Genomic DNA, 25,385 nt, shown 5'->3' with positions numbered 1-25,385 from the left:
GCGGCTTTGCCGGATCCGGCAGGATGGCGGCATGGCGTTTGTGGGCACCGGCCTGGTCTTGTTGGCCATCGTGGCATTCCTCACCGCAGCGTTCCTGACGTCGTGGTCCCAGGGCCTGCTCGTGCTCGGTGGAGCGATCACCCTCGGCGTGGTGCCACTGCTCGTCTTCGGGTCCTCGCTGGCCCATCACCTGAGGCTGCAGCCCGCTGAGGATCGGATCATGCTGGCCGGTCGAGGGCGTGGGCTCGGCTGGTTCGGCGTCGCCGTGATCGGTGCCGCCCTGCTGGCCTCCGCCGCCGGAACGCTGGTGATGGTGCAGGACCGCGACGAGCTGTGGGCCGGCCTGGTGTTCCTCTCCCCCGTTCCGCTGCTGCTTCTGGGCGTCGGACTGCTGGTCCTGTCGCATCGGCGCCGCCGCGGCGGACCCTCGTTGGCGCTGCTCGGCCCCGGCCAGCCTGACGGCACCGACGGACGGGAGAAGGTGCATCTGGATCAGCTCCTGTTGTCCCCCTCGGGTGCCCTGCTGCCGCTGGCAGACCACGGTCCGGATGGGATCGCCCTGCCCGCTGGTGCTCGCTGGCTGCCCGGCGGGCGAAGCGCGCTGACGGCCTGGTCCCGCGACGGCTACCGGCCCACGGTGGCGCAGGCACGCCGGCTGCGGATCGCCGCTCGCTTGCTGCCCGGCGAGGTCAAGGATGCCGTCGACCCGGGGCACGGCCTCTCGCTGTTCCTGTTGGGCTGGCTGACGCTGCTTTGCGTCCTCATGACCGCGGCGCTGGCATGGGTTGCCCTCGTCAATCCGCAGGACGAATCCGGTCTCGCGCGCCTCATCCCCGCCGTCCTGGCGGTCTTCCCCGCCGTCGGAGGCCTGATCCTCGGCCAACGTCTGCTCCGCGCGCTGCGTCCGGATGCGACTGGTTCGATGGCCATGCCTGCGTCCGTCGAGCCGGCGGGCTGGCGGGACCACCTGTTCGGCGCCGGCCTCATTCCGTGGCCGGCCATCCGCCATCTCGCGATCCGCCCCGACGGCATCGTGCTCATCGTCCGCGACGGCTACCGGCTGCCGAAGGGGCATGGCGACCTCGGCACCTGGCTCAACGGCTTGGTCTACGCCGTCCAGGGACAGCCCGGCCCGCGGCGTACCCTCACCTATCCCCCGGCCAGCGGGATCCACCCACTCCTCCCCGCCGCGGAGAACGCCGCAGCGCGGGAAGGCCGGAATCTCGCGGAGGATCCGCTCGTGGTGAGGTGGCCACCACCAAGCTGAGGAAACGTTCGAGACAGCGGTGCGGCCGGGATCAGGCTCGGGTCCGCTGCCCGCCCATCAGCGGCCACACGGTCCCAAGGACCAGACCCACGCCGGTCACGGTGAATGCCAGCTGCGGGGACACCTCGGGGCCCGGCAGGTCGGCGTACGCGAACAGCAGGCCGAGCAGGCCGACGAGCATCAGTAGGCCGCCCACCACGACGGTGGCCGGCGCCAGTACCCGGGGCCACAGGTTCACCACGTGCGCCAGCCCGAGCACGAGCAGGATGCCGAGGAAGAGGCCGCCAAAGCCCAACCCGAGGATCGCGAACAGCTGGACCAGATCGCTGCCGGAGCCGACCCAGGCGATCATCCAGGGCCAGGCGATGAACATGCCACCCAGGGTGGCGATCGCAATCAGCCATTGACGGCCCAAGCCCACCCGGGCAGGCCGGGTGGGCTTGGTGGCAGGACGACTCATCGTCCCAGTATCCGCTGTGCGGGGTCGCTCAGATGTTGAGGCCCACCGCGCGCAACTGCTCGCGGCCCTCGTCGGTGATCTTGTCCATGCCCCACGGCGGCATCCACACCCAGTTGATGGCCACGGACTTGGCCAAGCCATCCAGCACCATCTCCGACTGGTACTCCAGGTGCGGGCCGACCGGGCAGGTCGGCATGGTGAGGGTCATGTCGAGGGTGACATTGTTCTCGTCGTCGATGGCGACGCCGTAGACCATGCCCAGGTCAACAACGTTGACGCGCAGCTCGGGGTCGATGACATCGCGCATCGCCTCGAGCACCTCGTCCTCGGTGAGCTGCGGCGTCGTGGTCTCGTCCGCCTCGTCCTGGGGACCCGAGGGCAGGTCGTCCTGCACCAGGTCCGACGGGCGCTGATCGGTGGATTCGGTCATCGTGCCTCTCCCTTGCCTGTGATGTCGTCAATTGTGCCAGCGGCTTCTGCCGGCAGTGCCTTGGCCAGTGCGTCGGTGAACGCCGCCCAGCCCAGCAGCGCGCACTTGATCCGCTGCGGAAACTGTGCGACGCCGACGAAGGCGACCCCGTCCTCCAGAGTCTCATCGTTCGGTTCGTACTTGCCCTGGCTGTGCATCATCTCGCTGAACTCGCGCTGCCGCTCGAGCGCCTGCGACCACGGCTTGCCGATCACCAGATCGGTCATCACCGAGGTGGAAGCCTGCGAGATCGAGCAGCCGACGGCGTCATAGGAGACGTCGGCGACAGTGTCCCCGTCCAGGTGCACCCGCAGCTCGATCTCGTCGCCGCAACTCGGGTTGACCTGATGGCTGTTGCCCTCGTAGGGCTCCCGAAGGCCGGAGTGATGGCGCTGCTTGTAGTGGTCCAGGATGATCTCCTGGTACATCGATTCGACGTCCATGGGTCCTCCTGTGTCAGCGGTTGAAGAAGTGGTGGGTGTACGCGATCGCCTCGACCAACTGGTCAATCTCGGCGGTGGTCGTGTAGAGGTAGCCCGACGCGCGCAATGAGGACTGTACGCCGCAACGTTCATGCAACGGCCGGGCACAGTGGTGACCACCGCGCACCGCCACACCCCGGCTGTCCAGGAACTGTGCGCCGTCGTGGGGATGGACACCGGCGATCGTGAAGCTGATCGCACCGCCCCGGTCCGTGATCTCGGTCGGCCCGAGCACAGTGACGAAGTCCACCTCGGCAAGCCGCCCCAGCGCATAGCCGGTGATCTCACGTTCGTGGGCGGCGATGTTGTCCATCCCCAACCCGGACACGTAGTCCAGCGCGGCAGCCAGCCCGACCGCCTGAGCGATCGGCGGCGTACCGGCCTCGAAGCGAGCCGGCGGCGGCATGAAGGTGGAGCCCTCCATGCGTACGATCTCGATCATTTCGCCACCACCCAGGAAGGGCGGCAGGCTGGCGAGAAGGTCGTACCTCCCCCACAGCACCCCGATCCCGGTGGGACCACAGATCTTGTGACCGGTGAACACGAGCAGGTCGGCGCCCAACTCGGTCACATCGGTGGGCAGCTGGGGTACCCCCTGGGCGCCGTCGACGACCATCACCGCGCCGACCGAATGAGCCCAGTCGGCGATCCGGCGGATCGGGTTGATGGTGCCGAGCACGTTCGAGGCCCACGCCAACGAGACCACCTTGGTGCGCTCGTTGATGAGGCCCTCGACCTCGGCCTTGGCGATGTCGAGGCGACCGTCCTGCGTGATGTCGAACCAGCGCAGCGTGGCGCCGGTGCGTTCACAGGCCAACTGCCACGGAACGATGTTGGAGTGGTGCTCCATCACCGACACCACGACCTCGTCACCCTCGGTGAGCGGGAGCGTACGAGCGGCGAGATTCAGCGCCTCGGAGGCGTTCTTGGTGAACACCACCTCGTCGCGGCGGCCGCCGATGAAATCAGCCACCCGACTCCGCGCACCCTCGTACGCCTCGGTCGCCTCGGCTCCCAACAGATGCATGGCGCGGGCCACGTTGGCGTTGTGCTGCAGGTAGTGCTCGCTGATGACATCGACGACCTGCTGAGGCTTCTGCGAGGTGTTCGCCGAGTCGAGATAGGCCAGCGGCCACTTCCCCACCTGCCGCTGCAGGATGGGGAAGTCACCGCGTACCTGGTCGAGGTCGTACACGCGATCAGGCCTGGACGGCAGCGCGCACGTACTTGTCGTAACCCTCGGCCTCGAGTCGTTCGGCCAGCTCCGGGCCGCCCTGCTCGGCAACCTTGCCGTCCACGAAGACGTGGACGAAGTCGGGCTTGATGTAGCGCAGGATGCGCGTGTAGTGGGTGATCAGCAGCAGGCCGCGGTCGCCCTGACCGGTGTAGTGGTTCACACCCTCGGAGACGATCCGCAGCGCGTCGATGTCGAGGCCGGAGTCAGTCTCGTCGAGCACCGCGAACTTCGGGTTGAGCAGCTCCAGCTGAGCGATCTCGTGGCGCTTCTTCTCGCCGCCGGAGAAGTTCTCGTTGACCGAACGCTGCGCGAAGTCACTGCCGAGCTGGACCCGGTCGAGCGCGGTGTTGACCGACTTGACGAAGTCGCGCAGCTTCGGCGACTCGCCATCGATAGCGGTCTTGGCGGTCCGCAGGAAGTTGGACACCGAGACACCAGGCACCTCGACCGGGTACTGCATCGCCAAGAACAGGCCGGCACGGGCCCGCTCGTCGACGGTCAGCTCCAGGATGTTCTCCCCGTCCAGGAAGACCTCACCATTGGTCACCTGATACTTGGGGTGACCCGCGATGGAGTAGGCCAGAGTCGACTTGCCCGAGCCGTTGGGGCCCATGATGGCGTGCACCTCACCGGAGTTGATCGTCAGATCAACACCCTTGAGGATCTCCTTGGGTCCGTTCTCGGTGTCCACGCTGACGTGGAGGTTCTTGATCTCAAGCTTGCTCATGTGTTTCAGGACTCCTGGGTGTTGGCCGGGGCAGGGGACGTGGTGGTGACAGGGGCGCCCACCTCGGTGGCCGCCAGCTCCTGCTCGATCGCCTCGAGCAGACCGGCCTCGACGTCAGGGACGCCGATCCGCCGGATGATGTCGTTGAAGAAGCCGTGCACGACGAGGCGCCGGGCCTCGGTCTCGTCGATGCCGCGGCTACGCAGATAGAACAGCTGCTCGTCATCGAAACGACCCGTCGTGGAGGCGTGACCGGCGCCTTCGATCTCGCCGGTCTCGATCTCCAGGTTGGGCACCGAGTCGGCCTGGCAGCCATCGGTGAGCACGAGGTTCTTGTTGGACTCGTAGGTGTTGATGCCCTCGGCGACCGGCCGGATGATGACGTCACCGACCCACACCGAGTGGGCACCGACACCCTGCAGGGCGCCGCGGTAGTCAACATTGGAGTTGGTCTTCGGCGCGTTGTGGTCGACCAGCAGGCGGTGCTCGATGTGCTGACCGGCGTCCACGAAGTAGAGGCCGAACTGCTCCACCGAACCGCCGGGGCCGTCGTACTCAGCGGTCTCCAGCAGGCGTACCAGGTCACCACCCAGGGACACCGAGACGGTCTTCACCTGGGCATCGCGACCGATGCTGAAGGAGGTCTGGCCGGTGTGCACCGCATCATCGGCCCAGTCCGCGACCGACACGAAGGTCAGCTCGGCGCTGTCGCCCACCAAGATCTGGGTGAGCGCGGCGTACGTCGCTGAACCGGTGTGCCGCAGCACGATGGTGGCCTTGGCGTGATGCCCGATTTTCACGACCGTGTGGCCGTGCACGACCTGGTCGGCGGACTCGCCGGACAGGTCGATGACGATCGGTTCGCTCAGCTCGGTCTCGGCAGGGATGTCGAGGTGGACCGCATTGGTCGCATTCGCGGCAGCCTGGACCGCAATCCGGTCACCGGGCGGACGACCGCCGAAGGCACGAGCCTCCTCAGCGGAGATGTCCTTGAACTCGATGCCGGCCGGCAGCTGGGCCTTCCAGTCCAGCTTGGCGCCGGTGCCGGCGGCCTCGAGCAGACCGCGCAGCCGCTTGAGCGGGGTGAAACGCCACACCTCCTCGCGGCCGGTGGGCACCTCGTGGTCGGTCACCTCCCACGACGGGGTCGGGTGGAGGTGGGAGACGATGGTGGTCTCGACGGCGTCTGCAGCAGCCGGTGTGCCGGCCTCTGGACGCAGGGCAGTATCAGTCACCTGTGGGGCTTTCTTTCTCGTACGAAGGCTGGTTGGGGTGGGCGGGGTCGGTCAGCCGACCGCTCCCTCCATCTGCAGCTCGATGAGCCGGTTGAGCTCAAGGGCGTACTCCATCGGCAGTTCCTTGGCGATCGGCTCGACGAAGCCGCGCACGATCATCGCCATGGCGTCGTCCTCCTCCATGCCTCGCGACATGAGATAGAAGAGCTGGTCGTCGGAGACCTTCGACACGGTTGCCTCGTGTGCCATCGACACGTCGTCCTCGCGGACGTCCACGTAGGGATAGGTGTCGGAGCGGGAGATGGTGTCCACCAGCAGGGCGTCACACTTCACCGAGGAGGCGGAGTGGCTGGCGCCCTCCTGGACCTCGACCAGACCGCGGTAGGAGGCGCGGCCACCGCCGCGGGCCACCGACTTGGAGATGATCGAGCTCGAGGTGTGCGGTGCGCAGTGCACCATCTTCGAGCCGGTGTCCTGGTGCTGGCCCTCACCGGCAAACGCGACCGACAGGGTCTCTCCGCGAGCATGCTCGCCCATCAGGTAGACGGCCGGGTACTTCATGGTCACCTTGGAACCGATGTTGCCGTCGATCCACTCCATGGTCGCGCCCTCCTCGCAGGTGGCGCGCTTGGTGACCAGGTTGTACACGTTGTTCGACCAGTTCTGGATGGTCGTGTAACGGCAACGAGCGTTCTTCTTGACCACGATCTCCACCACCGCCGAGTGCAGCGAGTCGCTGGAGTAGATCGGCGCGGTGCAGCCCTCGACGTAGTGCACGTAGGCGCCCTCGTCGACGATGATCAGGGTCCGCTCGAACTGGCCCATGTTCTCGGTGTTGATCCGGAAGTACGCCTGCAGCGGGATCTCGACATGCACGCCCTTGGGGACGTAGATGAACGAGCCACCCGACCACACCGAGGTGTTCAGCGCAGCGAACTTGTTGTCACCAGTGGGGATGACGGTGCCGAAGTACTCCTCGAAGAGCTCGGGATGCTCCTTCAGCGCGGTGTCGGTGTCGAGGAAGATGACGCCCTGGCGCTCCAGTTCCTCGTTGATCTTGTGGTAGACGACCTCGGACTCGTACTGGGCGGCGACGCCGGACACCAGGCGGGCCTTCTCCGCCTCCGGGATGCCGAGCTTGTCGTAGGTCTCCTTGATGTCCGCGGGCAGGTCGTCCCAGGTCTGGGCCTGCTTCTCGGTGGAGCGGACGAAGTACTTGATGTTGTCGAAGTCGATGTCGTCCAGGTGGGCGCCCCACGCCGGCATCGGCTTGCGGTCGAACAGGCTCAGGCCACGCAGGCGGCGCTTGAGCATCCACTCGGGCTCGTCCTTCATCGCGGAGATGTTGCGGACGACGTCCTCGTTGAGGCCACGGATGGCGGTGGAGCCGGCATCGTCGGAGTCATGCCACCCCCAGCGGTACTTGCCCAGCGCCTCCAGGTGTTCATCCTGGCTGACGCCGGTGCCCGGGGCCGCGGTGCGCTGCGGTTCAGTCTGGGTCATGAGTTCCTCTCCTTGACAGGCTCGGGGTTCTGGGTGGTCTGGGTGGTCTCGGACCGGTCGCTGGCCGAGACGAAGTCATCGGCGAAGTTGGGGGCGGACACGTGCGTGGTGCACACGCCGTCGCCGTGCGCGATGGTCGCAAGTCGGCGGACATCGGTCCCCAGGATTTCCCCGAAGACCTCGGTCTCGACCTGACACAGCTCCGGGAACTGCGCGGCGACCTGAGCGACCGGACAATGATGTTGGCACAACTGCTCACCGAGTGGGGCGGGCCGCCGATTCGCGACATAGCCGAATTCGTTGAGCGCCAGGGTGAGCGCCTCCAGCTTGTCGATCTCGGGATCGTCAGCTCGGATCCGTTCGAAATACGGCACCAATTGCGACATCCGCTCCTCGGCGAACCGTCGCACTGCCACCGACCCCTCGGTCTTGGCCAAGTACTCCAACGCCTGGATGGCGAGCTGGTCGTAGGCCTGGTGGAAACCGGTACGCCCGCGGTCTGTGAGGAAGAACACACGAGCGGGCCGACCACGGCCGCGCGGGCCGTAGACCCGCTGCTCGCGGGAGTCGACCTCGCCGCGCTCGTCGAGAGCGGTCAGGTGGCGGCGCACGGCTGCGCTGGTGAGCCCCAACCGCTCGGCCAGTTCACGAGCGGTGGACGGTCCTTCGCGCAGGATCGACTCCGCCACCCGGCGACGGGTGGAGTCCTCGGGATCCGGAGCTGGGACGTTTTTCACAACACCATTCTTGTCAAAAGAACTGCAAACGCAAGTAAGGTGCACCACACATGCGCCCTGCAGGCTCGATTCCCACGCGGTCCTACGGATCGAATGGGCCGACGTCACGCGCAACTGAGCCTACAATGCCGGGGTGACTTCATCCTCCGCCACCCCTGCTGCCCCGATCCTGTCGGTGCGAGGGTTGGGGGTCGAGCGGGCCAATCGCTGGATCGTCGACGGTGTCGATCTCGAGGTCCGGGCCGGGGAGTTGCTCGCCTTGCTCGGACCGAACGGGGCAGGCAAGACCACCACGATCCGATGCTGCACTGGGGTCTGGCAGCCCGACCGCGGCGACGTGGCCGTCGCCGGCGAAGCTCCGAGCCGGGCCGCGGCGGCCGCCGCGATCGGATTCATGCCGCAGTCGGCCGGCGCCTGGAGCGGCATCAAGGCGGGCGAACTGCTGCGCTACTTCGCCGGGCTGTACGCCGACCCGCTCCCCTTGCCACCGCTGGTGGAAGCGCTCGGCCTGACGGCGGTGCTGCGGACGCCGTATCGGCACCTCAGCGGCGGCCAGCAGCAGGCGACCAACCTCATCGCCGCCGTGGTGGGCCGGCCCCAGTTGGCGCTGCTGGACGAACCCACCGCCGGCATGGATCCTCGGGCCCGACGCACCACCTGGGAACTGATGGCACAGCTGCGGGACGCCGGCGTCGCCGTGCTGCTCACCACCCACGCCCTCGACGAGGCCGAGGAACTGGCCGACCGGATCGCCATCATGGATCGCGGTCGGATCCGGCTCACCGGCACGCCCGCCGAGCTGCTCGCCGACCGCACCTTGGAGCAGCTCTATCTGGACCACACCAGCGAGGCCGCCGCATGAGAAGCAGTGGCATGAGAAGCAGTGACATGAGCGTTGACCTGGATCTCTCCCCCGCCCCCGCACCCGCGCCGCGAGGCGCACTGATTCGGCTGCATGCCGCAACCGAGGCGATGCTGTTGCTGCGCAACGGCGAACAGCTGCTGCTGGCACTGGTGATCCCGGTCGCCGCGCTGCTGCTGGGCCAGTACTGGGGACCGTTGATCGGTCTCTCGCTTGCCGAACTCGCCCCCACGGTGCTGGCGCTGGCGGTCTGGTCGACCGCCTTCACCTCGCTGGCCATCGCGACCGGCTTCGAGCGTCGCTACGCCGTGCTGGAACGGTTGGCCGCCACCCCACTGCGGCGCGCCGGCATCATCGTCGGCAAAGCACTCGGTTTTGCGGTGGTCGCGCTCGGCCAACTGGCCCTCCTGGCGGTGATCGCGTTGGTGCTCGGCTGGCGGCCACAGCCGCACCCGGCACAGGTCCCCATCGCGCTGCTGGTGCTGGTGCTGGCCGCCCTGGCGTACGCCGGTGCCGCCCTGTGCCTTGCCGGCACGTTGCGCGCCGAGATCACCTTGGCGCTGGCCAACCTCATTTATCTGGCAGCCCTGCCGACGCTGGTGATCGACACCGCGTGGCTGAGCGTGCTGCCGACCACTGCGCTGGCTCAGGCGCTGCGCGGACTTGCCCTGGGACAGCTCACCTGGCTGCCCCTGATCGTGACCGCAGTATGGGCTGCGGCAATGGGCCTGCTGGCCCGAAAGGTGTTCCGATGGACGTCATGACCTCGCGGAGCGTGGCCAGGCTGGGATGGCTCTCCTTCCTCTGCCAGACCCTCATCATCGCTACCGGCGGTGCGGTGCGGTTGACCGGCTCCGGCCTGGGCTGCAGTGAATGGCCACTGTGTACGCCCGAGTCCCTCATCCCGACCCCCAGCCTGGGCATCCACGGCATCATCGAATTCGGCAACCGCACCCTGACCGGCGTGGTCGGCATCGTTGCGGTGGCGGTGCTGCTGGCCACCCTCGCCAAGGTCGGCGGCCGACGCGACGTCCTGCATGCGGTGTGGTTTGCGCTGGGGGGCTTGGCCCTCGCCATCGTCGGCTTCGCCGCCCAACTCCCGATCTGGATCCCGTCGGCACTACTGCTGGTGACGGTGCTGGCAGCGGCGGTGTACTCGCTGGCCACGCTGCCGGAACGCCGCGACCTGACCTCGCTGGCCTGGACCGTGCTGGCCGGCGTGATGGCGCAGGCCGTGGTCGGCGGCATCGCGGTCATCACCGACCTGAATGCCTTCGTGGTGGGCTTCCACTACACCGCATCGCTGGTCCTGGTGTGCGTGACCGCCGCCTTCCTGGTCCGGCTCCGCACTCGGCCGGGTCCGCGTGAGTTGGCAGTGCCCGGCTGGTACGCCACGCTGGCCCGCGTCACGGCCGCGGCAGTCGCCGTGACGGTGTTCTTCGGGGTGCTGACCACCAGCAACGGCCCCCACTCCGGTGATGCCGACATCATCCGGGAGGGCTTCGACGCCACCCTGCTGTCCCACATTCACTCATGGCCCGGCTACCTCACCTTTGCGCTCACCCTTGGGTTGGCCATCGTTGCGGTCACCCACCAGCTCCCCACCCGCCGGTGGGCGGTGACGCTGCTGGTGTTGATGATCGTCCAGATCTGCGTGGGCGTTTGGCAGGCCAACGCCTCGCTGCCACCGCTGTTGGTCGGGATTCACATGGTGTTGGCCGCGCTCACCAGCGCCGCCTGCACGGTGCTGGTGTTGCGGCTGCCCCAGCCGACGACGGCACCGGCCGGCCACGGGGAGCATCCCCATGACCGGCCGGCTTCCGTGCTGCAGGCCTGATCAGCCGTACGTGGTGATCAGCCCTGGCTGTTGATCAGGATTCATTGGCGGCGTACAGCTCCTGGTAGAGCTCCCGCGCCTTCTCGAACTCCTTGGTCCACTCCTCCACCGCTGCGGGCCAGTCACTCATCGGCTGGCGACCCTGGATGATGTTGTTCTTGACGTCCAGGATCCGGGTGTCGGCCGGCTTGGCGTTGACCGCGTGCTCGTTGTAGAGGCCGTCGGCGGCGTTCTTCTCGCCCTGGTCCATGATCTTGTTGGCCACGTCGAGCTGCATCTGGCCGATCTTCTCCGGGCCCTTGAAGACCGCGGAGCTCTGAGCGCCCAGGTAGGAGGTCATGCCCGGCTCGTTCTTGTTGGCCTCGGTGATCGCCGTCGGGCCGGCCTCGGTCATCTCCCAGTGGACACCCTCGACGCCGGACACGGCCCGGCAGTATTCCTTGGTGCCGTAGGGCGAGGCGAGGTAGTCGGCGACCGCTAGCAGCTCGCGGATCCGCTCCTCGGAGTCCTGCTTGGAGATGCCGATCGGGGCGTAGTACGCCGCCGCGCCGAGGTGCTTGATCGGAACGCCGCCTCCGTCGAACTTCGGGTTGACCATCAGGCCGGTCTCCCGGTCGGCGCCGAACTCCTTGAGCTGAACACCGCCCAAGAAGCCCTCGACGTAGAAGGTGGTCACCTCGGCCTTCCACCACTGACCGTTGTTCTGCGGCTCGGAGAAAGAATTGGGGTGGAAGTAGCCGGCATCCCAAATCTTCTTGACGTACTCGAGCGCCGCGGTGCACTCCTCGGTCTCGTTGCTGTGGACGAAGGTGCCGTCATCGTTGACCCGCCAGCCGTTGGGCGCGCCCATCGCCTCCAGCACCAGATTCATGAACCACGAGACCGGTTGGGCGCCCATGGCGAACTTGTTGCCCGCCTTGTCGGTCACCTCGGCGAACATCGCCTCGAGCTCCTCGTAGTTCGAGGGCTCCGGCATGAAGTCGATGCCTGCGGCGTCCAGGTTGGCCTTGCTGGTGCGCATCACGCGACCGGCAGGGATGCGGGCCTGCGGGATGCCCCACAGCCGACCGTTGAGGATCGAGACGTCCCAGGCGGTCGAGGGAATGGCGGCCAGCCCCTCGTACTCCAGCACCTTGTCACCGGCCAGATATTCGGTGAGGTCGACGAACTGCGACTCGAGCAGCTCAGGCTGACGGGGCACCGAGACGATCTGGACAAACTCGGGCAGGTCGCCGCCGGCCACCGTGGTCTGGAACTTGGCGTCGTACTCGGTGTAGCCACCGAAGGTGATGTTCCACTCCGCGCCGGTGGCCTCCTCGAGGTCCTTCCACCGACGGTTGTTCTCACGTGCGGTGGGCGGAGCATTGCCCTGGGTGAGGAAGCTGATCGGCGCGATCTCCGGCAGGCTCAGACCCCGCTCGGGCACCGGATTCGGGAAGGTCCAGTAGGCATCAGCGATGCCCTTCTCCGGGTCACCGACGACGTCGGGCTCGGTCTGAGAGTACGCCTTGTACGACGGGCGTACCTGTTCTGCCTGCTTGGCCGGCGGCTCCTGCGAGGTCGGCTCGGTGTCGGTGCTGCATGCGCTCAGCGCGAGTGCACCGGTGGCGAGCGCCGCGGCGCCGCCGATGAATGACCGTCGGTCAAGTCCTGACATGTGAAGGCTCCTTTGCTTCAACAACCCTGATGGCAGCAAGCTAGGTCCCGCACGACACGCGGGTCAACAGAACGCGGTTTCCGTTGCCAATTCGTCACAAACCGACCGGGTCGCCGGTCGCTCGAGGAACGGGTCAGCCGAGCCGCACCAGCGGGTCGATCGCCATCGCCAAGAAGATCAACGCCAGATAGCTGTTGGACCAGTGAAAGAGCCGCATCGGACGCAGCGAGGCGCCGACCTTGCCGGACTGGGCCCGGCGCAGCAGCATCACGGCCTCAACGATGAAGGCGGCACCGGTCAGCGCGGCCACGATCGGATAGATCAGCCCGGTGTCGGCCACCGGCCACAGCACCAGCGAGATCGCCACGGTGACGACGGTCCACACCAGGATCCGGACGGCGACCGGCACCGGCCCCATCACGACCGGCAGCATCGGCACCTTCGCAGCGGCATAGTCGTCCTTGTAGCGCATCGCCAGCGCCCAAGTGTGCGGCGGCGTCCAGGCAAAGACAATCCCGAACATCACCAGGGGCGCCCACGCCAGCTCATTGGTGACCGCCGTCCAACCAATCAGCGGCGGGAAGCAACCGGCGATCCCGCCCCAGACGATGTTCTGCCACGTGCGGCGCTTGAGCCACATCGTGTAGACGAAGACATAGAAGGCGTTCGCGGCGAGCGCAAGCCCGGCCGACAGCCAGTTGGCCCCCAACCCGAGCACCAGCGTGGAGACCACCCCCAGCACCAGTCCGAAGATCGTCGCGGGCACGGCACCGACCTGGTGTCGCGGCATCGGTCGCTGCCGGGTGCGACGCATCTGCTCATCGATGTCGCGGTCCAGCACGCAGTTGAAGACATTGGCCGAGCCAGCGGCTAGCATGCCGCCGATCAGCGTCCACAGCACCAAGTCCCACGCGGGCAGGCCACCGCTGGCCAGGAACATCGCTGGCAGGGTGGTGATGAGGAGCAGTTCGATGATCCGCGGCTTGGTCAGCGCGACATACGCCTTGAGGACGTCCATCGCTCGCGGGGCACTTTCGGTGCGGGTCGAACCCTTGTGGACCGTTGCGCTCACATCGGTCTTCGACACCAGTCCATCACTCCTGCACCATAACGCCGGCCGGCTCGATCCGGTCCGGGCGGGACGCCGACAGCCCACCTGGCGCGGCACTTTTCGCAGTCTACGTCCTGATCTCGAACCTGCCCAATCTGACCCTGTGGTGCGGCAGTAGGGTGGGCCGTACAACTGAAGTCGCCACGTCGAAAGGACCCCATGATGAGCGCCACTGAGCGGACCGTCTCTGCGACCACCCTGCCCACCGGCTGGAGTGAGCTGGACCAGCGGGCCATCGACACTGGCCGCCTGCTCGCCGCTGACGCCGTGCAGAAGGTCGGCAACGGCCACCCGGGCACCGCGATGAGCCTCTCCCCCGCGGCGTACCTGCTCTTCCAGGACATCATGCGCCATGACCCCAGCGATCCGGAGTGGATCGCCCGTGACCGCTTCGTGCTGTCGGCCGGTCACTCCAGCCTGACCCTGTATGTCCAGCTCTTCCTGGGCGGCTTCGGTCTGGAACTGTCCGACCTCGAGTCGCTGCGGACCTGGGGGTCGGCCACCCCGGGCCACCCCGAACACGCCCACACCCCCGGAGTCGAGACCACCACCGGCCCCCTCGGTCAGGGCGTCGGCAACGCCGTCGGCATGGCCATGGCGGGCCGCCGCAAGCGCGGCCTGCTCGACCCGGATGCGCCCGCCGGCGAGTCGATCTTCGACCACCACATCTACGCCATCGCCTCCGACGGCGACCTGCAGGAGGGCGTCAGTGCCGAGGCATCCTCGCTCGCCGCGACCCAGCGACTGGGCAACCTCACGGTGATCTGGGACGACAACCGGATCTCCATCGAGGACGACACCAACATCGCCTTCACCGAGGACACCGCCGCTCGCTACGAGGCGTATGGCTGGCACGTCCAGACCATCGACTGGATCGGTGATGGCGACTACACCGAGAACCTGGCCGCCCTCAAGGACGCCGTCGTGGCGGCCCGCGAGGTCACCGACCAGCCCTCCTTCATCCGGCTGCGCACCATCATCGGCTGGCCCGCCCCGACCCTGCAGGGCACTGGCAAGGCCCACGGCGCCGCCCTCGGCGAGGATGAGATCGCCAACACCAAGAAGGCGCTCGGCTTCGACCCCGAGGTCAACTTCGAGGTCGCCGACGAGGTGCTGGCCCACACCCGCAAGCTCGTCGAGCGCGGCCAGCGGGCCCATCAGGCCTGGCAGCCCAAGTTCGACGCCTGGCGCGAGGCCAACCCGGAGCGCGCCGCGCTGCTGGATCGGCTCAGCTCCCGCGAACTGCCCGAGGGCTGGGACGCGGACCTGCCGGTCTTCGAGGCCGACGAGAAGGGTGTCGCCACCCGCGCCGCCAGCGGCAAGTTCCTGTCGGCTGCCGCCAAGCAGCTGCCCGAGTTGTGGGGCGGCTCGGCTGACCTGGCCGGCTCCAACAACACCACCCCGGACGACGAGCCCAGCTTCCTGCCCGAGGACCGGCAGTCGGAGATGTTCTCCGGCAACCCCTACGGCCGGGTGCTCCACTTCGGCATCCGCGAACACGGCATGGGCGCCATCGTCAACGGCATCGCCCTGGACGGCCTGACCCGCCCGTACGCCGCCACCTTCCTGGTGTTCAGCGACTACATGCGCGGTGCGGTCCGACTCTCGGCGCTGATGAAGGCCCCGGTCACCTACGTGTGGACCCACGACTCCATCGGCGTCGGCGAAGACGGCCCCACCCACCAGCCGATCGAGCACCTGACCGCCCTGCGCGCCATCCCGGGCCTGGACGTGGTCCGGCCGGCCGACGGCAACGAGACCGTCGAGGCCTGGAAGGCCATCCTGGCCAACAATGATCGTCCAGCCGCCCTCATCCTCACCCGTCAGAACGTGCCTACGGTCCCCCGGGGCACCGACGGCTACGCCACCGCTGACAACGTCAGCAAGGGCGGCTACGTCCTCAAGGACAGCGACGGTGAGCCCGAGGTCGTTCTCATCGGCACCGGCTCCGAGGTCCAGCTCGCACTGGCCGCCCAGACCCAGCTCGCCGAGCAGGGCATCCAGGCGCGCGTCGTGTCGATGCCGTCGCGGGAGTGGTTCGACGAGCAGGACGACGACTACCGCACCTCGGTGATCCCGCCGCAGGTCAAGGCACGGGTCGTCGTCGAGGCCGGTCTGGCCACGAGCTGGGCCGACCTGCTGGGCGACGCCGGCCGCGCCGTTGCCATCGACCACTACGGCGCCTCCGCCAAGGGCAGCGACCTGTTCACCAAGTTCGGCTTCACCGCCGAGGCTGTGGTGGCCGCCGCTCACGAGAGCCTTGACGACGTCAAGACTCCGGCGCTGCGTCTGCCCCGGGCCGCCCACGGCCCCGTCGGCCCCGCCGACGCCAGCAAGTTCTGAGTCCTCAGATCATCGCGAAAGGAACTGACATCATGGCCAACTCTCGCCTCAAGGCCCTCCACGACGCCGGCGTCTCCATTTGGCTGGACGACCTGTCCCGCGACATGATCAACTCGGGGACCCTGGCTGACCGCATCTCCGAGTCGTCGGTGGTCGGCGTCACCACCAACCCGACCATCTTCGCCAAGGCCCTGGCGACTGGCGACGCGTACGCCGCGCAGCTCGCCGAGCTGTCGGGCTCCTCGGCCGACGAGGTCGTCCGCGCCCTCACCACCCGTGACGTGGCCTCCGCCTGTGACGCATTCGCGCCGCTGGCCCAGGCCACCTCCGGTTACGACGGCCGAGTCTCGATCGAGGTCGACCCGGGTCTGGCCCACGACACCGAGGGCACCGTCAACCAGGCGAAGCTGCTCCACAAGCTGGTCGCCAAGGACAACGTCCTCATCAAGATCCCCGCCACCAAGGAGGGGCTGCCCGCCATCACCGAGACGATCGCGGCCGGCATCAGCGTCAACGTCACGCTGATCTTCTCCCTGGATCGCTACCGCGAGGTCATCAACGCCTACCTCGACGGACTCGAGAAGGCCCAGGCCAGCGGCATCGACCTGTCGACGCTGCACTCGGTCGCCTCCTTCTTCGTGTCCCGGGTGGATTCCGAGGTCGACAAGCGCCTCGAGGCGATCGGTTCCCCGGAGGCGCTGGCGCTGCGTGGCCGCACCGCCATCGCCAACGCCCAGCTGGCGTACGCCCTGTTCGAGGAGACCATCGCTGGCAGCCGTTGGGAGGCACTGGCTCGCGCCGGCGCCAACCGGCAGCGGCCGCTGTGGGCCTCGACCGGGGTGAAGAACCCCGACTACCCCGACACCATGTATGTCTCCGAGCTGGTCGGCGACGGCGTGGTCAACACCATGCCCGGCGCCACCATGGATGCCTGGGCCGACCACGGTGAACTGACCGGTACGCCGCTGGGTGGCCCGGCCGTCGCCGCCGAGGCCACCAAGGTGATGGAGGCCGTGGCCGCGGTCGGCATCGACATGGACGATGTCGTGCAGCAGCTCGAGGACGAGGGCGTGGAGAAGTTCGTCGACTCCTGGCGTGAGCTGCTCGCCACCGTCAAGAACCAGCTGGAGAGCTGAAGCGTGGCCGAGTGGACCAACCCGCTGCGGGATCCGCAGGACCGGCGACTGCCGCGGATCGCCGGGCCCTGCGCCCTGGTGATCTTCGGCGTCACCGGTGACCTGTCGCGCAAGAAGCTGATGCCGGCGGTCTATGACCTTGCCAACCGTGGGTTGCTGCCGCCGGGCTTCGCCTTGGTCGGTTTTGCCCGACGGGAATGGGCCGACCAGGACTTCGCCAAGGTGGTGCATGACTCGGTCAAGGAGCATGCCCGTACGCCCTTCCGCGAGGAGGTCTGGCAGCAGCTGCTGGAAGGCATCCGGTTCGTTCCCGGCGAGCTGACCGACGATGCCGCCTTCGAGCGGCTCAAGACCACCATCCTGGAGTTGGACGAGGTGCGCGGGACGGGCGGCAACCATGCCTTCTATCTGTCCATCCCGCCGGGGTTGTTCGACGACGTGGTGGACCAGTTGCGTCGTCACGGTCTTGCCGAACAGTCCGACTCGCACTGGAACCGGGTGGTCATCGAGAAGCCCTTCGGTCATGACCTCGAATCCGCCAAGGAACTCGAGCGGACCGTGTCCTCGGTGTTCCCCTCCCAGTCGGTCTTCCGCATCGACCACTACCTGGGCAAGGAGACCGTCCAGAACCTACTGGCGCTGCGCTTCGCCAACCAGATGTTCGAGCCGATCTGGAACAACCGGTTCGTCAGCCATGTCCAGATCACCATGGCCGAGCACATCGGCATCGGTGGTCGGGCCGGCTACTACGACGGCATCGGTGCGGCCCGGGACGTGATCCAGAACCACCTGCTGCAGCTGCTCGCTCTGACCGCGATGGAGGAGCCCAACTCCTTCGACGCGCGCCAGCTGCGACTCGAGAAGCAGAAGGTGCTGGAGGCAGCCCGGCCGCCGAAGGACATCGCGGCCCACACGGCCCGGGGCCAGTACGCCTCCGGCTTCCAGGGCGGCCGTTGGGTGAAGGGATACCTGGAGGAGGACGGCATCGATCCGGGCTCCACCACGGAGACGTACGCCGCCATCCGGGTGGACGTCGACAACCGTCGCTGGGCCGGGGTGCCGTTCTACCTGCGTACCGCCAAGCGGGTCGCCCGACGGGTCACCGAGATCGCGCTGAACTTCAAGAAGGCACCCTTCCTGCCGTTCACTGACACCGACACCGAGACGTTGGGCACCAACGCCTTGGTGATGCGGATCCAGCCCGATGAGGGCATCACGCTCCGGTTCGGCGCCAAGGTGCCGGGCACCCAGATGGAGATCCGCGAGGTGAGCATGGACTTCGCCTACGGCGACTCCTTCACCGAGTCCAGCCCGGAGGCGTACGAACGACTCATTCTGGACGTGCTACTCGGCGATCCGCCGCTGTTCCCGCAGCACCGAGAGGTCGAACTGTCCTGGCAGATCCTCGATCCGATTCTGGACTTCTGGGCTGACACCGGCGAGCAGCCGCAGCCCTACGCCCCCGGTTCGTGGGGTCCCCAGAGCGGCATCGACATGCTCGCCCGGGACGGCTTCACCTGGCGTCGGCCCTGATTCGGACTGCGAGGAAGAACCAATGATCATCGAACTCACCGACACCACCACCGCCGACATCGCCCAGGCCATCCTGGAGGCCCGGGCGAAGCTCGGCAATCAGGCCAACGGCATGGTGCTGACCCTGGTCCTGGCCAGCAATTCCCGGGACTACAAGGATGCTCTGGACGCGGCCCTGCAGGCCAGCCGGGAACACCCCAGCCGGATCCTGCTGGTGATCCAGAGCACCGCCAAGGCGGATCGGCTCAATGCCGAGATCCGGATGGGCGAGGACGGCCCCGGCGAGATCATCACGCTGCGGCTGTCGGGCGAATTGGCCGATCACCCGCAAAGCGTCCTGTTGCCGCTGCTGCTGCCCGACTCCCCGATCGCGCTCTACTGGCCGGGCAAGGCACCCGAGGTGCTGCGGGACACCGCGCTGGGCTCGATCGCGACCCGACGCATCACCGATGCGCAGGCCTCGGCCAAGCCGCTGGACACCCTGCTGGAACGGGCCAAGGGCTACGAACCGGGCGACACCGACCTGACCTGGACGCGGCTCACGCGGTGGCGGGCGCTGCTCGCGGCCTCACTGGACCAGTGCTCCACCTACAAGGTCAATGGCGGTGTCATCGAGGCGGAGAAGGACAACGCCTCGGCAGTCCTGCTGGCAGCCTGGTTGGAGGACAAGCTCGGCGTGGACATCGACGTCGTCACCTCCGACGGCCCGGCCATCAGCGCCGTCCGGCTCTCCACCGTCGCCGGCGAGATCGTCATCGAGCGGGACCATGACCCGCTGGCGACCTACTCGATCCCCGGCCAGCCGAAACGTTCGGTCGCCTTGGCGAGGCGTCCCCTGACCGAGCTCCTCACCGAGGAACTGCGAAGGATGGATCCCGACGACGTGTACGCTGCCGCAACCCAGCAGCTACTGAAGCGGGCCGGGTCAAAGAAGAAGAAGTCGACGTCCGCGAAGGATTGATCTCGCTCATGCCTCGGTCTCCACGGATCCACCGCTATCGCGATGGCGACGAGTTGGTGGCTCGCGCGGCCAACATGTTGCTGCAGCGCCTCATCAGCCTGCAGGCCGGCGGCACGCACGTGCCGCAGTTGGGGCTCAGCGGCGGCCGGATCGCGAGCCAGGTGTACGCCGCGTTCGCCCAGGTCGCACCGCTGACGCCGTTCGATCCGGCATTGCTGGAGTTGTGGTGGACCGATGAGCGGTTCGTACCCTTGCATGACGATTTCCGGCACGCCGGCCAGACCCTGTCCAGTCTGGCCGGCGCGCTGGCTTTCGACCCGGCTCGGACCCATCCGATGCCGGCCGCCGATGGTCAGGTCGAGTTGGACCAGGCGGCCCGCGTGTACGCACAGGAGCTGGGCGACACCGTCTTCGACATCTGCATGTTGGGGATGGGGCCGGACGGTCACGTCGCTGCGATCTTCCCCGACCATCCCTCCTTCGAGCCGACCTCCCAGACGGTGATTCCGGTGCGGGACTCCCCCAAGCCTCCCGGCGAACGGCTCACTGTCAGCCTGTCGGTGTTGAACCGGTCCCGCGAGGTGTGGTTCGTCGTCAACGGCGCCGAGAAGGCCGCTGCCGTACGCGAGGCGCTGTCCGGCAACCCGGATGTGCCCGCGGCGCGGGTGGGCGGCTCGGTGAGGACCCTGTGGCTGGTCGACGAGCCCGCCGCCGCTGAACTCCCCTGGCACATCTGCGACCTGTGACATGAGTCGTTACGCCCACGAGCTGGCCACCGACATCGATCGGGACCACTACCAGCGGGCGGTCACCCGAGCCCACAGTCACGGCACCCTCACCACCGACCAGATGATTCGCCGGGTGCAGCAGATCGGCAGCGCTGCCACTCTGGGCGAGTTGGAAGAACAGATCGTCGACCTGCCCCGTCCCGACATCCCCTTGCCGCTGTACGAGTATGGCCAGCCGTCACGGTCCGCCGAGTCGGACGAGCAACCGCAGTCCGCGTCGTCCGCGGCCAGCGCGGATGAACCCATCGGGAGTGGTGCCAGCATCGGGCAGCCGGCCCGCATCGGCGAGACGGCGGCAGCGACCTTGCTCGACGGCGCCGCGGAGGAGCCACCGCGCCGCGGCCGTCGCGGCGCCCTGGCCTTCATCGCGCTGGTGGCGGTCGGCGTACCTGCCTGGTTGATGTTCACCCGCAACGACGACGCCGACCCGGCACCCGGTGCCGGGGCCAATGTCCCGGGATCCACGCAGAGCACCACCAGCAGCGCCACCACGACCAGTGTCGAGGAGACCGACACCCCGAGTGCGACCACGATTCCCGCGGCAACCGGATTCGGCCCGGACCGGACCACCGAGCTCTGGGAATTGCTGACCGGGGCAGGTATCGAGCGTGTCCACACCTTCACGATGCACGAGGACAACGCCGGGGTGATCGTGCCGGTGGAGGGACGTGACGACGCCCAGGACCAGGTCAGCATCAGCGACGGCGAGGTCACCCGCTCCCCCAACGGCCAGATCCCGACCGCTTGGTTTGACGACCCGTTCTTCCTCCTCAGCGACATCGACCCGGCCGTGGTGGCTCAGGTCGCCGCCGACTCCCCGGCCCGGTTGGAATCAGCAGGTGCGGTGAGCCACCTCATCATCGACAAGCAGGTCGAGTCGGCGTCTGCCCGGGACGGCGACGTCATCATCCGGGTCTACGTCTCCGGCGACGACTACGACAAGGGATCTGGGTCGGTGGCGTGGCAGACCGACGGCAGTCTCCACGAGGTCTACCACGGCTGACCGCGTACGCCGGCTCAACGGCGTACGCGGTCAGCTGCGTGTCGATCAGACGCGAACCGGATCAGGCGCGGGCCCGAATCAGTAGATGACCTCACCGCGAGCGCGACGGGCTCGCAGCAGCTCCAGCGCCTCGGCGAGGATCGCGTCGGCTTCGGAGTCGCTGCGGCGCTCCTTCACGTACGCCAGGTGGGTCTTGTAGGGCGTGATCTTCGGCGGCGGCGGCGGGTTTTCCGCATCCATGTTGGCCGGCAGCCCACAGCGGGGGCAGTCCCAGGCCTCAGGTGCCTGCACATCAGCGGCAAAGGCCGGGCGGGTCTCGTGTCCGTTGGAGCAGAAGTACGACACGTACAGCCGCGGGGCGGTGTCGCCACGCTCCGCTTCGCCCATGGGACCGGCACCGACACGGCTGCCTCGGATGGCGCTTCCACCGAGCACGTTGGACCTCTTTCGCTTGTGTTGGGGTTGTTGGAGAGAGCCGGAGGCTCAGATACCGAAGCGGTACATGAACAGCAACGCGATGATGCAGCCCACCCACAGGATCGACATCCCGATGGTGAACTGGTCGAGTCGCCGCTCTGCGATCGACTGTCCGCCCATCGAAGTGCTCATGCCACCGCCGAACAGGTCCGAAAGACCGGCCCCTCGACCTTTGTGGGCAAGGACCAGCAAGGCAATGATCACGCTCAGCACGATCAGGGCGATGGAAACCGCGAAAATCGGAACACTCACGCCGCAAAGAGTAACTGAAACACCGAAAAATCCCCACCCGAGCCGCCCGGTGAACGCCCGGGACAGCTCGGATGGGGATCTGCTCTCGCGTACCCGCTCAGCGCTGGTAGCCGGCGATCGCCGCGAACTCCTCGACCTTCAGGCTGGCGCCTCCGACCAGTGCGCCGTCGACGTCGGCCTGGCCCATGATGTCGGCCACGTTCCCGGCCTTCACCGAGCCGCCATAGAGCACGCGTACCGAGTCGGCCACGCCCTCGCCGTGATCCTCACGGATCGCGTCACGGATCGCCGCGCAGACTTCCTGGGCGTCCTCCGGGGTCGCCACCTCGCCGGTGCCGATGGCCCAGACGGGCTCGTAGGCCACCACGAGCGAGCCGACCTGTTCGGCGTTGATGCCCGCCAGCGAGCCACGCAGCTGGGTGACGGTGTACGCCACCTGCTCGCCTGCCTGGCGTACCTCCAGCGGCTCCCCCACACACACGATCGGGGTCATGCCGTGCGCGAGGATCTGCTTCGTCTTGGCGTTGACCACGGCATCGTCCTCACCGTGGTACTCACGCCGTTCAGAGTGACCGGCCAGCACGTAGCCGCAGTCCAGCTTGGCCAGCATCGCCGCGGACACCTCTCCGGTGTACGCCCCGGACTCGTGTGCCGAGACGTCCTGGGCTCCGAAGCCCAGGCTGAGCTTGTCGCCCTGGATCACGGTCTGCACGCTGCGCAGAGCGGTGAACGGTGGCAGCACCACCACCTCGACGGCGCCGTGGTCATGCTTGGCGTCGGCCAAGGTCCACGCCAGCTTCTGCACCAGGCCGGTGCCCTCGACGTGGTTGAGGTTCATCTTCCAGTTGCCCGCCATCAGCGGGGTGCGCTGTGCCATGCTCATGCCTCCAGGACGCTCAGGCCGGGCAGTTCCTTGCCCTCGAGGTATTCGAGGGAGGCGCCGCCACCGGTGGAAATGTGGCCGAAGTCATCATCGGCGAAACCGAGATCACGGACCGCAGCTGCGGAGTCACCGCCGCCCACCACGGACAGGCCGTCAACCTTGGTGAGGGCCTCGGCCACGGCACGGGTGCCGCCGGCGAAAGCCGCCATCTCAGCGACACCCATCGGGCCGTTCCAGAAGACGGTTCGGGCCTGGCCGATCACCTCGGCAAAGCGGGCCGCCGACTCCGGACCGATGTCGAGACCCATCTGGTCGCCCGGGATGGACTGCACCGCGACGGTGGTGGCCGGGGCGTCAGCCTTGAACTCCGGGGCGACGATGGTGTCGGTCGGCAGCAGGATCTCCTTGCCCAGCTCAGCCGCCTTGGCGAGGTAACCCTTGACGGTGGCGACCTGGTCCTCCTCCAGCAGGCTGGAGCCGACCTCGAAGCCCTGAGCCTTGAGGAAGGTGAACATCATGCCGCCGCCGATGACGACGGTGTCGGCCACGTTCAGCAGGTTGTCGATGACGGCCAGCTTGTCGGAGACCTTGGCGCCACCCAGCACCACCACGAAGGGCCGCTTGGGATCCTCGGTGAGCTGCTTGAGCACGTCCACCTCGGCCGCGACCAGCGAACCGGCAGCGGCGGGCAGCAGCTTCGCCACGTCGTAGACCGACGCCTGCTTGCGGTGTACGACACCGAAACCGTCGGAGACGAAGACGTCACCGAATTCGGCGTACTTCGCGGCCAGTTCCTGGCGCTCAGCCTCGTCCTTGGACTCCTCGGCGGGCTCGTAACGGACGTTCTCCAGCAGTGCGATCTCGCCCTCGGCCAGCGACGCCACGGTCGCGCGGGCGCCCTCTCCAACAACGTCGGAGGCCAGCTTGACCTCGGCGCCGAGCAGTTCGGACAGGCGCTTGGCGACCGGAGCCAGCGAGTACTCGGGCTTGACCTGACCCTTGGGGCGGCCCAGGTGGGCCATCGTGGTCACCTTCGCTCCGGCCTCCAGCAGCTTCTTCAGCGTGGGCAGCGCGGCGCGGATGCGACCGTCGTCGGTGATGGTGTCGCCGTCGAGCGGCACATTGAAGTCACAGCGGATGAGTACGCGCTTGCCGCGCAGATCTCCGAGGTCCTGAATCCCCTTCACGGGACCGTCCTTTCTTGGTGGGCTGGAAGAAGAACGGGGCGGGGTCGCTTGCGCGCCCCGCCCCGTACGCCAGTCTGGGTCGGGCAGCTCAGAGCTTGCCGCCGACGAGCACGGTGAGGTCGACCAGACGGTTGGAGTAGCCCCACTCGTTGTCGTACCAGGAGACGACCTTGATCTGGTCGCCGATCACCTTGGTCAGGCCGGCATCGAAGATGCTGGAAGCCGGGTCAGTCTCGATGTCCTTGGAGACGATCGGGTCCTCGGTGTAGGTGAGGATGCCCTTGAGCGGGCCCTCGGCGGCCTTCTTGACCGCTGCGTTGATCTCCTCGACGGTGGTCTCACGCGCGGCCTGGAAGGTGAGGTCGGTGGCCGAACCGGTGGGGACCGGAACGCGCAGCGCGTAGCCGTCGAACTTGCCCTTCAGCTCGGGCAGCACCAGGGCGACCGCAGCGGCAGCACCGGTCTTGGTCGGCACGATGTTGAGGGCAGCGGCGCGAGCGCGACGCAGGTCCTTGTGCGGGCCATCCTGGAGGTTCTGGTCAGCGGTGTACGCGTGGATGGTCGTCATCAGGCCCTTGACGATGCCGAATTCGTCATTGAGGACCTTCGCCAGCGGCGCCAGGCAGTTGGTGGTGCAGGAGGCGTTGGAGATGATGTGGTGCGCGGCCGGGTCGTAGTCGCCCTCGTTCACGCCCATCACGATGGTGATGTCCTCGTTCTTCGCCGGAGCGGAGATGACGACCTTCTTGGCACCCGCGTCGATGTGCTTCTGCGCGTCGGCGGCGGTGGTGAAGCGGCCGGTGGACTCGATGACGATGTCAACGCCGAGGTCGCCCCAGGGCAGCGCGGCCGGGTCCTTCTCCTCGAAGACCTTGATGGTCTTGCCGCCAGCGGTGATGCTCTCGGCGTCGGCGGTGACCTCACCGTCGAAACGGCCGAGGATCGAGTCGTACTTCAGCAGGTGGGCCAGAGTCTCGTTGTCGGTGAGGTCGTTGACGGCCACCACCTCGACGTCGGCGCCGGCGGCGACCAGCGCACGGTAGTAGTTGCGGCCAATGCGGCCGAAGCCGTTGATGCCAACCTTGATGGTCATGAAGTGAAACTCCTCAACTGGGTCGCGGCCGCCGGAGTCCGGGCGAACGAACCTGCCGAATCTCCCGATCGGCGACCAATGGACAAGGCCCATCCTAGCCCTGCCGGTAGGGGGCTCCGCGATCGGACCGGACCCCCCACTGGTC

25 protein-coding genes are annotated in these 25,385 nt (G+C 67.4%); 10 read left to right on the top strand and 15 right to left on the bottom strand.

The window, feature by feature from the left end:
- Positions 1–31 precede the first annotated feature (31 nt).
- Positions 32–1,267, top strand: a complete 1,236-nt coding sequence (locus tag CGZ91_RS10295; protein ID WP_094454898.1) for a hypothetical protein — start codon at positions 32–34, stop codon at positions 1,265–1,267.
- A gap of 31 nt (positions 1,268–1,298) precedes the next feature.
- On the opposite strand, the gene CGZ91_RS10290 is transcribed toward CGZ91_RS10295, so the two are convergent.
- The 8 genes from CGZ91_RS10290 to CGZ91_RS10255 are packed head-to-tail and all read right to left on the bottom strand — an operon-like array spanning position 1,299 to position 8,117.
- Positions 1,299–1,727: a hypothetical protein gene (locus CGZ91_RS10290; protein WP_144276867.1), complete on the bottom strand. Its 429-nt coding sequence runs from the start codon at positions 1,725–1,727 to the stop codon at positions 1,299–1,301.
- Between the two features lie 28 nt (positions 1,728–1,755).
- The gene (locus CGZ91_RS10285; RefSeq protein ID WP_094450270.1) at positions 1,756–2,157 is read right to left on the bottom strand and encodes a metal-sulfur cluster assembly factor; all 402 of its coding nucleotides are present in this window, start codon (positions 2,155–2,157) and stop codon (positions 1,756–1,758) included.
- Complete coding sequence (gene sufU / locus CGZ91_RS10280) at positions 2,154–2,639, bottom strand: Fe-S cluster assembly sulfur transfer protein SufU (protein WP_094454894.1); 486 nt, start codon at positions 2,637–2,639, stop codon at positions 2,154–2,156. Before sufU ends, CGZ91_RS10285 begins: the two co-directional genes overlap by 4 nt.
- 13 nt (positions 2,640–2,652) lie before the next feature.
- On the bottom strand, positions 2,653–3,873 hold the full coding sequence (locus CGZ91_RS10275; RefSeq protein ID WP_094454892.1) for an aminotransferase class V-fold PLP-dependent enzyme: 1,221 nt from the start codon (positions 3,871–3,873) through the stop codon (positions 2,653–2,655).
- Positions 3,874–3,877: 4 nt separating this feature from the next.
- Positions 3,878–4,642, bottom strand: coding sequence for a Fe-S cluster assembly ATPase SufC (sufC, locus tag CGZ91_RS10270; RefSeq protein ID WP_094454890.1), 765 nt, complete (start codon positions 4,640–4,642; stop codon positions 3,878–3,880).
- Between the two features lie 5 nt (positions 4,643–4,647).
- Complete coding sequence (gene sufD / locus CGZ91_RS10265; protein WP_229116568.1) at positions 4,648–5,877, bottom strand: Fe-S cluster assembly protein SufD; 1,230 nt, start codon at positions 5,875–5,877, stop codon at positions 4,648–4,650.
- Between the two features lie 51 nt (positions 5,878–5,928).
- Complete coding sequence (sufB, locus tag CGZ91_RS10260) at positions 5,929–7,380, bottom strand: Fe-S cluster assembly protein SufB (RefSeq protein ID WP_094450274.1); 1,452 nt, start codon at positions 7,378–7,380, stop codon at positions 5,929–5,931.
- Positions 7,377–8,117, bottom strand: coding sequence for a helix-turn-helix transcriptional regulator (locus tag CGZ91_RS10255; protein WP_179229314.1), 741 nt, complete (start codon positions 8,115–8,117; stop codon positions 7,377–7,379). Before CGZ91_RS10255 ends, sufB begins: the two co-directional genes overlap by 4 nt.
- Positions 8,118–8,250: 133 nt before the next feature.
- On the opposite strand from CGZ91_RS10255, the gene CGZ91_RS10250 reads away from it, so the two are divergent.
- Genes CGZ91_RS10250 through CGZ91_RS10240 form a run of 3 tightly spaced genes read left to right on the top strand, consistent with a single transcriptional unit; the run spans position 8,251 to position 10,816 of the window.
- Positions 8,251–8,979 carry an ABC transporter ATP-binding protein gene (locus CGZ91_RS10250; protein WP_229116567.1) on the top strand — a complete coding sequence of 243 codons (729 nt, stop codon included), beginning with the start codon at positions 8,251–8,253 and terminating at the stop codon, positions 8,977–8,979.
- Between the two features lie 26 nt (positions 8,980–9,005).
- Positions 9,006–9,743 (top strand): ABC transporter permease, encoded by a 738-nt coding sequence (locus tag CGZ91_RS10245; RefSeq protein ID WP_094454886.1) that lies wholly within the window; start codon positions 9,006–9,008, stop codon positions 9,741–9,743.
- Entirely contained in the window at positions 9,740–10,816 is a 1,077-nt protein-coding gene (locus CGZ91_RS10240; RefSeq protein WP_229116566.1) for a COX15/CtaA family protein, read from the top strand. The genes CGZ91_RS10245 and CGZ91_RS10240 overlap by 4 nt, the downstream gene beginning before the upstream one ends.
- A 34-nt stretch (positions 10,817–10,850) precedes the next feature.
- Here the strand turns inward: CGZ91_RS10240 and CGZ91_RS10235 are convergent, their stop codons facing one another.
- Together CGZ91_RS10235 and CGZ91_RS10230 are read right to left on the bottom strand one after the other, a co-directional pair.
- Complete coding sequence (locus CGZ91_RS10235) at positions 10,851–12,473, bottom strand: extracellular solute-binding protein (RefSeq protein ID WP_094454882.1); 1,623 nt, start codon at positions 12,471–12,473, stop codon at positions 10,851–10,853.
- Between the two features lie 133 nt (positions 12,474–12,606).
- Positions 12,607–13,545, bottom strand: coding sequence for a heme o synthase (locus CGZ91_RS10230; RefSeq protein ID WP_267490244.1), 939 nt, complete (start codon positions 13,543–13,545; stop codon positions 12,607–12,609).
- Positions 13,546–13,743: 198 nt separating this feature from the next.
- Here CGZ91_RS10230 and tkt point away from each other — a divergent pair, with 198 nt between their 5' ends.
- The 6 genes from tkt to CGZ91_RS10200 are packed head-to-tail and all read left to right on the top strand — an operon-like array spanning position 13,744 to position 21,348.
- A complete protein-coding gene (gene tkt / locus CGZ91_RS10225) occupies positions 13,744–15,927 on the top strand; it encodes a transketolase (RefSeq protein WP_094454880.1) in 2,184 nt (727 codons plus the stop codon).
- A 32-nt stretch (positions 15,928–15,959) separates the two neighbouring features.
- Positions 15,960–17,063 carry a transaldolase gene (gene tal / locus CGZ91_RS10220; RefSeq protein ID WP_094454878.1) on the top strand — a complete coding sequence of 368 codons (1,104 nt, stop codon included), beginning with the start codon at positions 15,960–15,962 and terminating at the stop codon, positions 17,061–17,063.
- Between the two features lie 3 nt (positions 17,064–17,066).
- Complete coding sequence (gene zwf, locus CGZ91_RS10215) at positions 17,067–18,596, top strand: glucose-6-phosphate dehydrogenase (protein WP_094454876.1); 1,530 nt, start codon at positions 17,067–17,069, stop codon at positions 18,594–18,596.
- Between the two features lie 22 nt (positions 18,597–18,618).
- The gene (locus CGZ91_RS10210; protein WP_094454874.1) at positions 18,619–19,557 is read left to right on the top strand and encodes a glucose-6-phosphate dehydrogenase assembly protein OpcA; all 939 of its coding nucleotides are present in this window, start codon (positions 18,619–18,621) and stop codon (positions 19,555–19,557) included.
- 8 nt (positions 19,558–19,565) lie between these two features.
- Positions 19,566–20,303 (top strand): 6-phosphogluconolactonase, encoded by a 738-nt coding sequence (gene pgl / locus CGZ91_RS10205; protein ID WP_094454872.1) that lies wholly within the window; start codon positions 19,566–19,568, stop codon positions 20,301–20,303.
- Position 20,304: 1 nt separating this feature from the next.
- Positions 20,305–21,348, top strand: coding sequence for a DUF1707 SHOCT-like domain-containing protein (locus CGZ91_RS10200; RefSeq protein ID WP_094454870.1), 1,044 nt, complete (start codon positions 20,305–20,307; stop codon positions 21,346–21,348).
- A gap of 78 nt (positions 21,349–21,426) precedes the next feature.
- Here CGZ91_RS10200 and CGZ91_RS10195 read toward each other — a convergent pair whose 3' ends face one another.
- The 5 genes from CGZ91_RS10195 to gap form a co-directional block, all read right to left on the bottom strand.
- The gene (locus CGZ91_RS10195) at positions 21,427–21,783 is read right to left on the bottom strand and encodes an RNA polymerase-binding protein RbpA (RefSeq protein WP_094454868.1); all 357 of its coding nucleotides are present in this window, start codon (positions 21,781–21,783) and stop codon (positions 21,427–21,429) included.
- A gap of 48 nt (positions 21,784–21,831) precedes the next feature.
- A complete protein-coding gene (secG, locus tag CGZ91_RS10190; protein WP_229116564.1) occupies positions 21,832–22,077 on the bottom strand; it encodes a preprotein translocase subunit SecG in 246 nt (81 codons plus the stop codon).
- Between the two features lie 97 nt (positions 22,078–22,174).
- Entirely contained in the window at positions 22,175–22,960 is a 786-nt protein-coding gene (gene tpiA, locus CGZ91_RS10185; protein WP_229116563.1) for a triose-phosphate isomerase, read from the bottom strand.
- Positions 22,957–24,147, bottom strand: coding sequence for a phosphoglycerate kinase (locus tag CGZ91_RS10180; protein WP_094454864.1), 1,191 nt, complete (start codon positions 24,145–24,147; stop codon positions 22,957–22,959). The genes tpiA and CGZ91_RS10180 overlap by 4 nt, the downstream gene beginning before the upstream one ends.
- 88 nt (positions 24,148–24,235) lie before the next feature.
- Entirely contained in the window at positions 24,236–25,240 is a 1,005-nt protein-coding gene (gene gap / locus CGZ91_RS10175) for a type I glyceraldehyde-3-phosphate dehydrogenase (protein ID WP_094450288.1), read from the bottom strand.
- Positions 25,241–25,385 lie beyond the last annotated feature (145 nt).

Origin of the sequence: Parenemella sanctibonifatiensis, from assembly GCF_002250565.1 — a bacterium.
In the GTDB taxonomy this organism is placed as follows: Bacteria; Actinomycetota; Actinomycetes; order Propionibacteriales; family Propionibacteriaceae; genus Parenemella; species Parenemella sanctibonifatiensis.
Note: the sequence above shows the minus strand (reverse complement) of the source record. Positions and strands in the feature narration are given on the sequence as shown.

Bases quoted from the DNA above. Each gene is read 5' to 3' on its own strand.
- CGZ91_RS10295 (WP_094454898.1), top strand. From the start codon at position 32: ATGGCGTTTGTGGGCACCGGCCTGGTCTTGTTGGCCATCGTGGCATTC.
- CGZ91_RS10290 (WP_144276867.1), bottom strand. From the start codon at position 1,727: ATGAGTCGTCCTGCCACCAAGCCCACCCGGCCTGCCCGGGTGGGCTTG.
- CGZ91_RS10285 (WP_094450270.1), bottom strand. From the start codon at position 2,157: ATGACCGAATCCACCGATCAGCGCCCGTCGGACCTGGTGCAGGACGAC.
- sufU (WP_094454894.1), bottom strand. From the start codon at position 2,639: ATGGACGTCGAATCGATGTACCAGGAGATCATCCTGGACCACTACAAG.
- sufC (WP_094454890.1), bottom strand. From the start codon at position 4,642: ATGAGCAAGCTTGAGATCAAGAACCTCCACGTCAGCGTGGACACCGAG.
- sufB (WP_094450274.1), bottom strand. From the start codon at position 7,380: ATGACCCAGACTGAACCGCAGCGCACCGCGGCCCCGGGCACCGGCGTC.
- CGZ91_RS10245 (WP_094454886.1), top strand. From the start codon at position 9,006: ATGAGCGTTGACCTGGATCTCTCCCCCGCCCCCGCACCCGCGCCGCGA.
- CGZ91_RS10240 (WP_229116566.1), top strand. From the start codon at position 9,740: ATGACCTCGCGGAGCGTGGCCAGGCTGGGATGGCTCTCCTTCCTCTGC.
- CGZ91_RS10235 (WP_094454882.1), bottom strand. From the start codon at position 12,473: ATGTCAGGACTTGACCGACGGTCATTCATCGGCGGCGCCGCGGCGCTC.
- tkt (WP_094454880.1), top strand. From the start codon at position 13,744: ATGATGAGCGCCACTGAGCGGACCGTCTCTGCGACCACCCTGCCCACC.
- tal (WP_094454878.1), top strand. From the start codon at position 15,960: ATGGCCAACTCTCGCCTCAAGGCCCTCCACGACGCCGGCGTCTCCATT.
- CGZ91_RS10210 (WP_094454874.1), top strand. From the start codon at position 18,619: ATGATCATCGAACTCACCGACACCACCACCGCCGACATCGCCCAGGCC.
- pgl (WP_094454872.1), top strand. From the start codon at position 19,566: ATGCCTCGGTCTCCACGGATCCACCGCTATCGCGATGGCGACGAGTTG.
- CGZ91_RS10200 (WP_094454870.1), top strand. From the start codon at position 20,305: ATGAGTCGTTACGCCCACGAGCTGGCCACCGACATCGATCGGGACCAC.
- tpiA (WP_229116563.1), bottom strand. From the start codon at position 22,960: ATGAGCATGGCACAGCGCACCCCGCTGATGGCGGGCAACTGGAAGATG.
- gap (WP_094450288.1), bottom strand. From the start codon at position 25,240: ATGACCATCAAGGTTGGCATCAACGGCTTCGGCCGCATTGGCCGCAAC.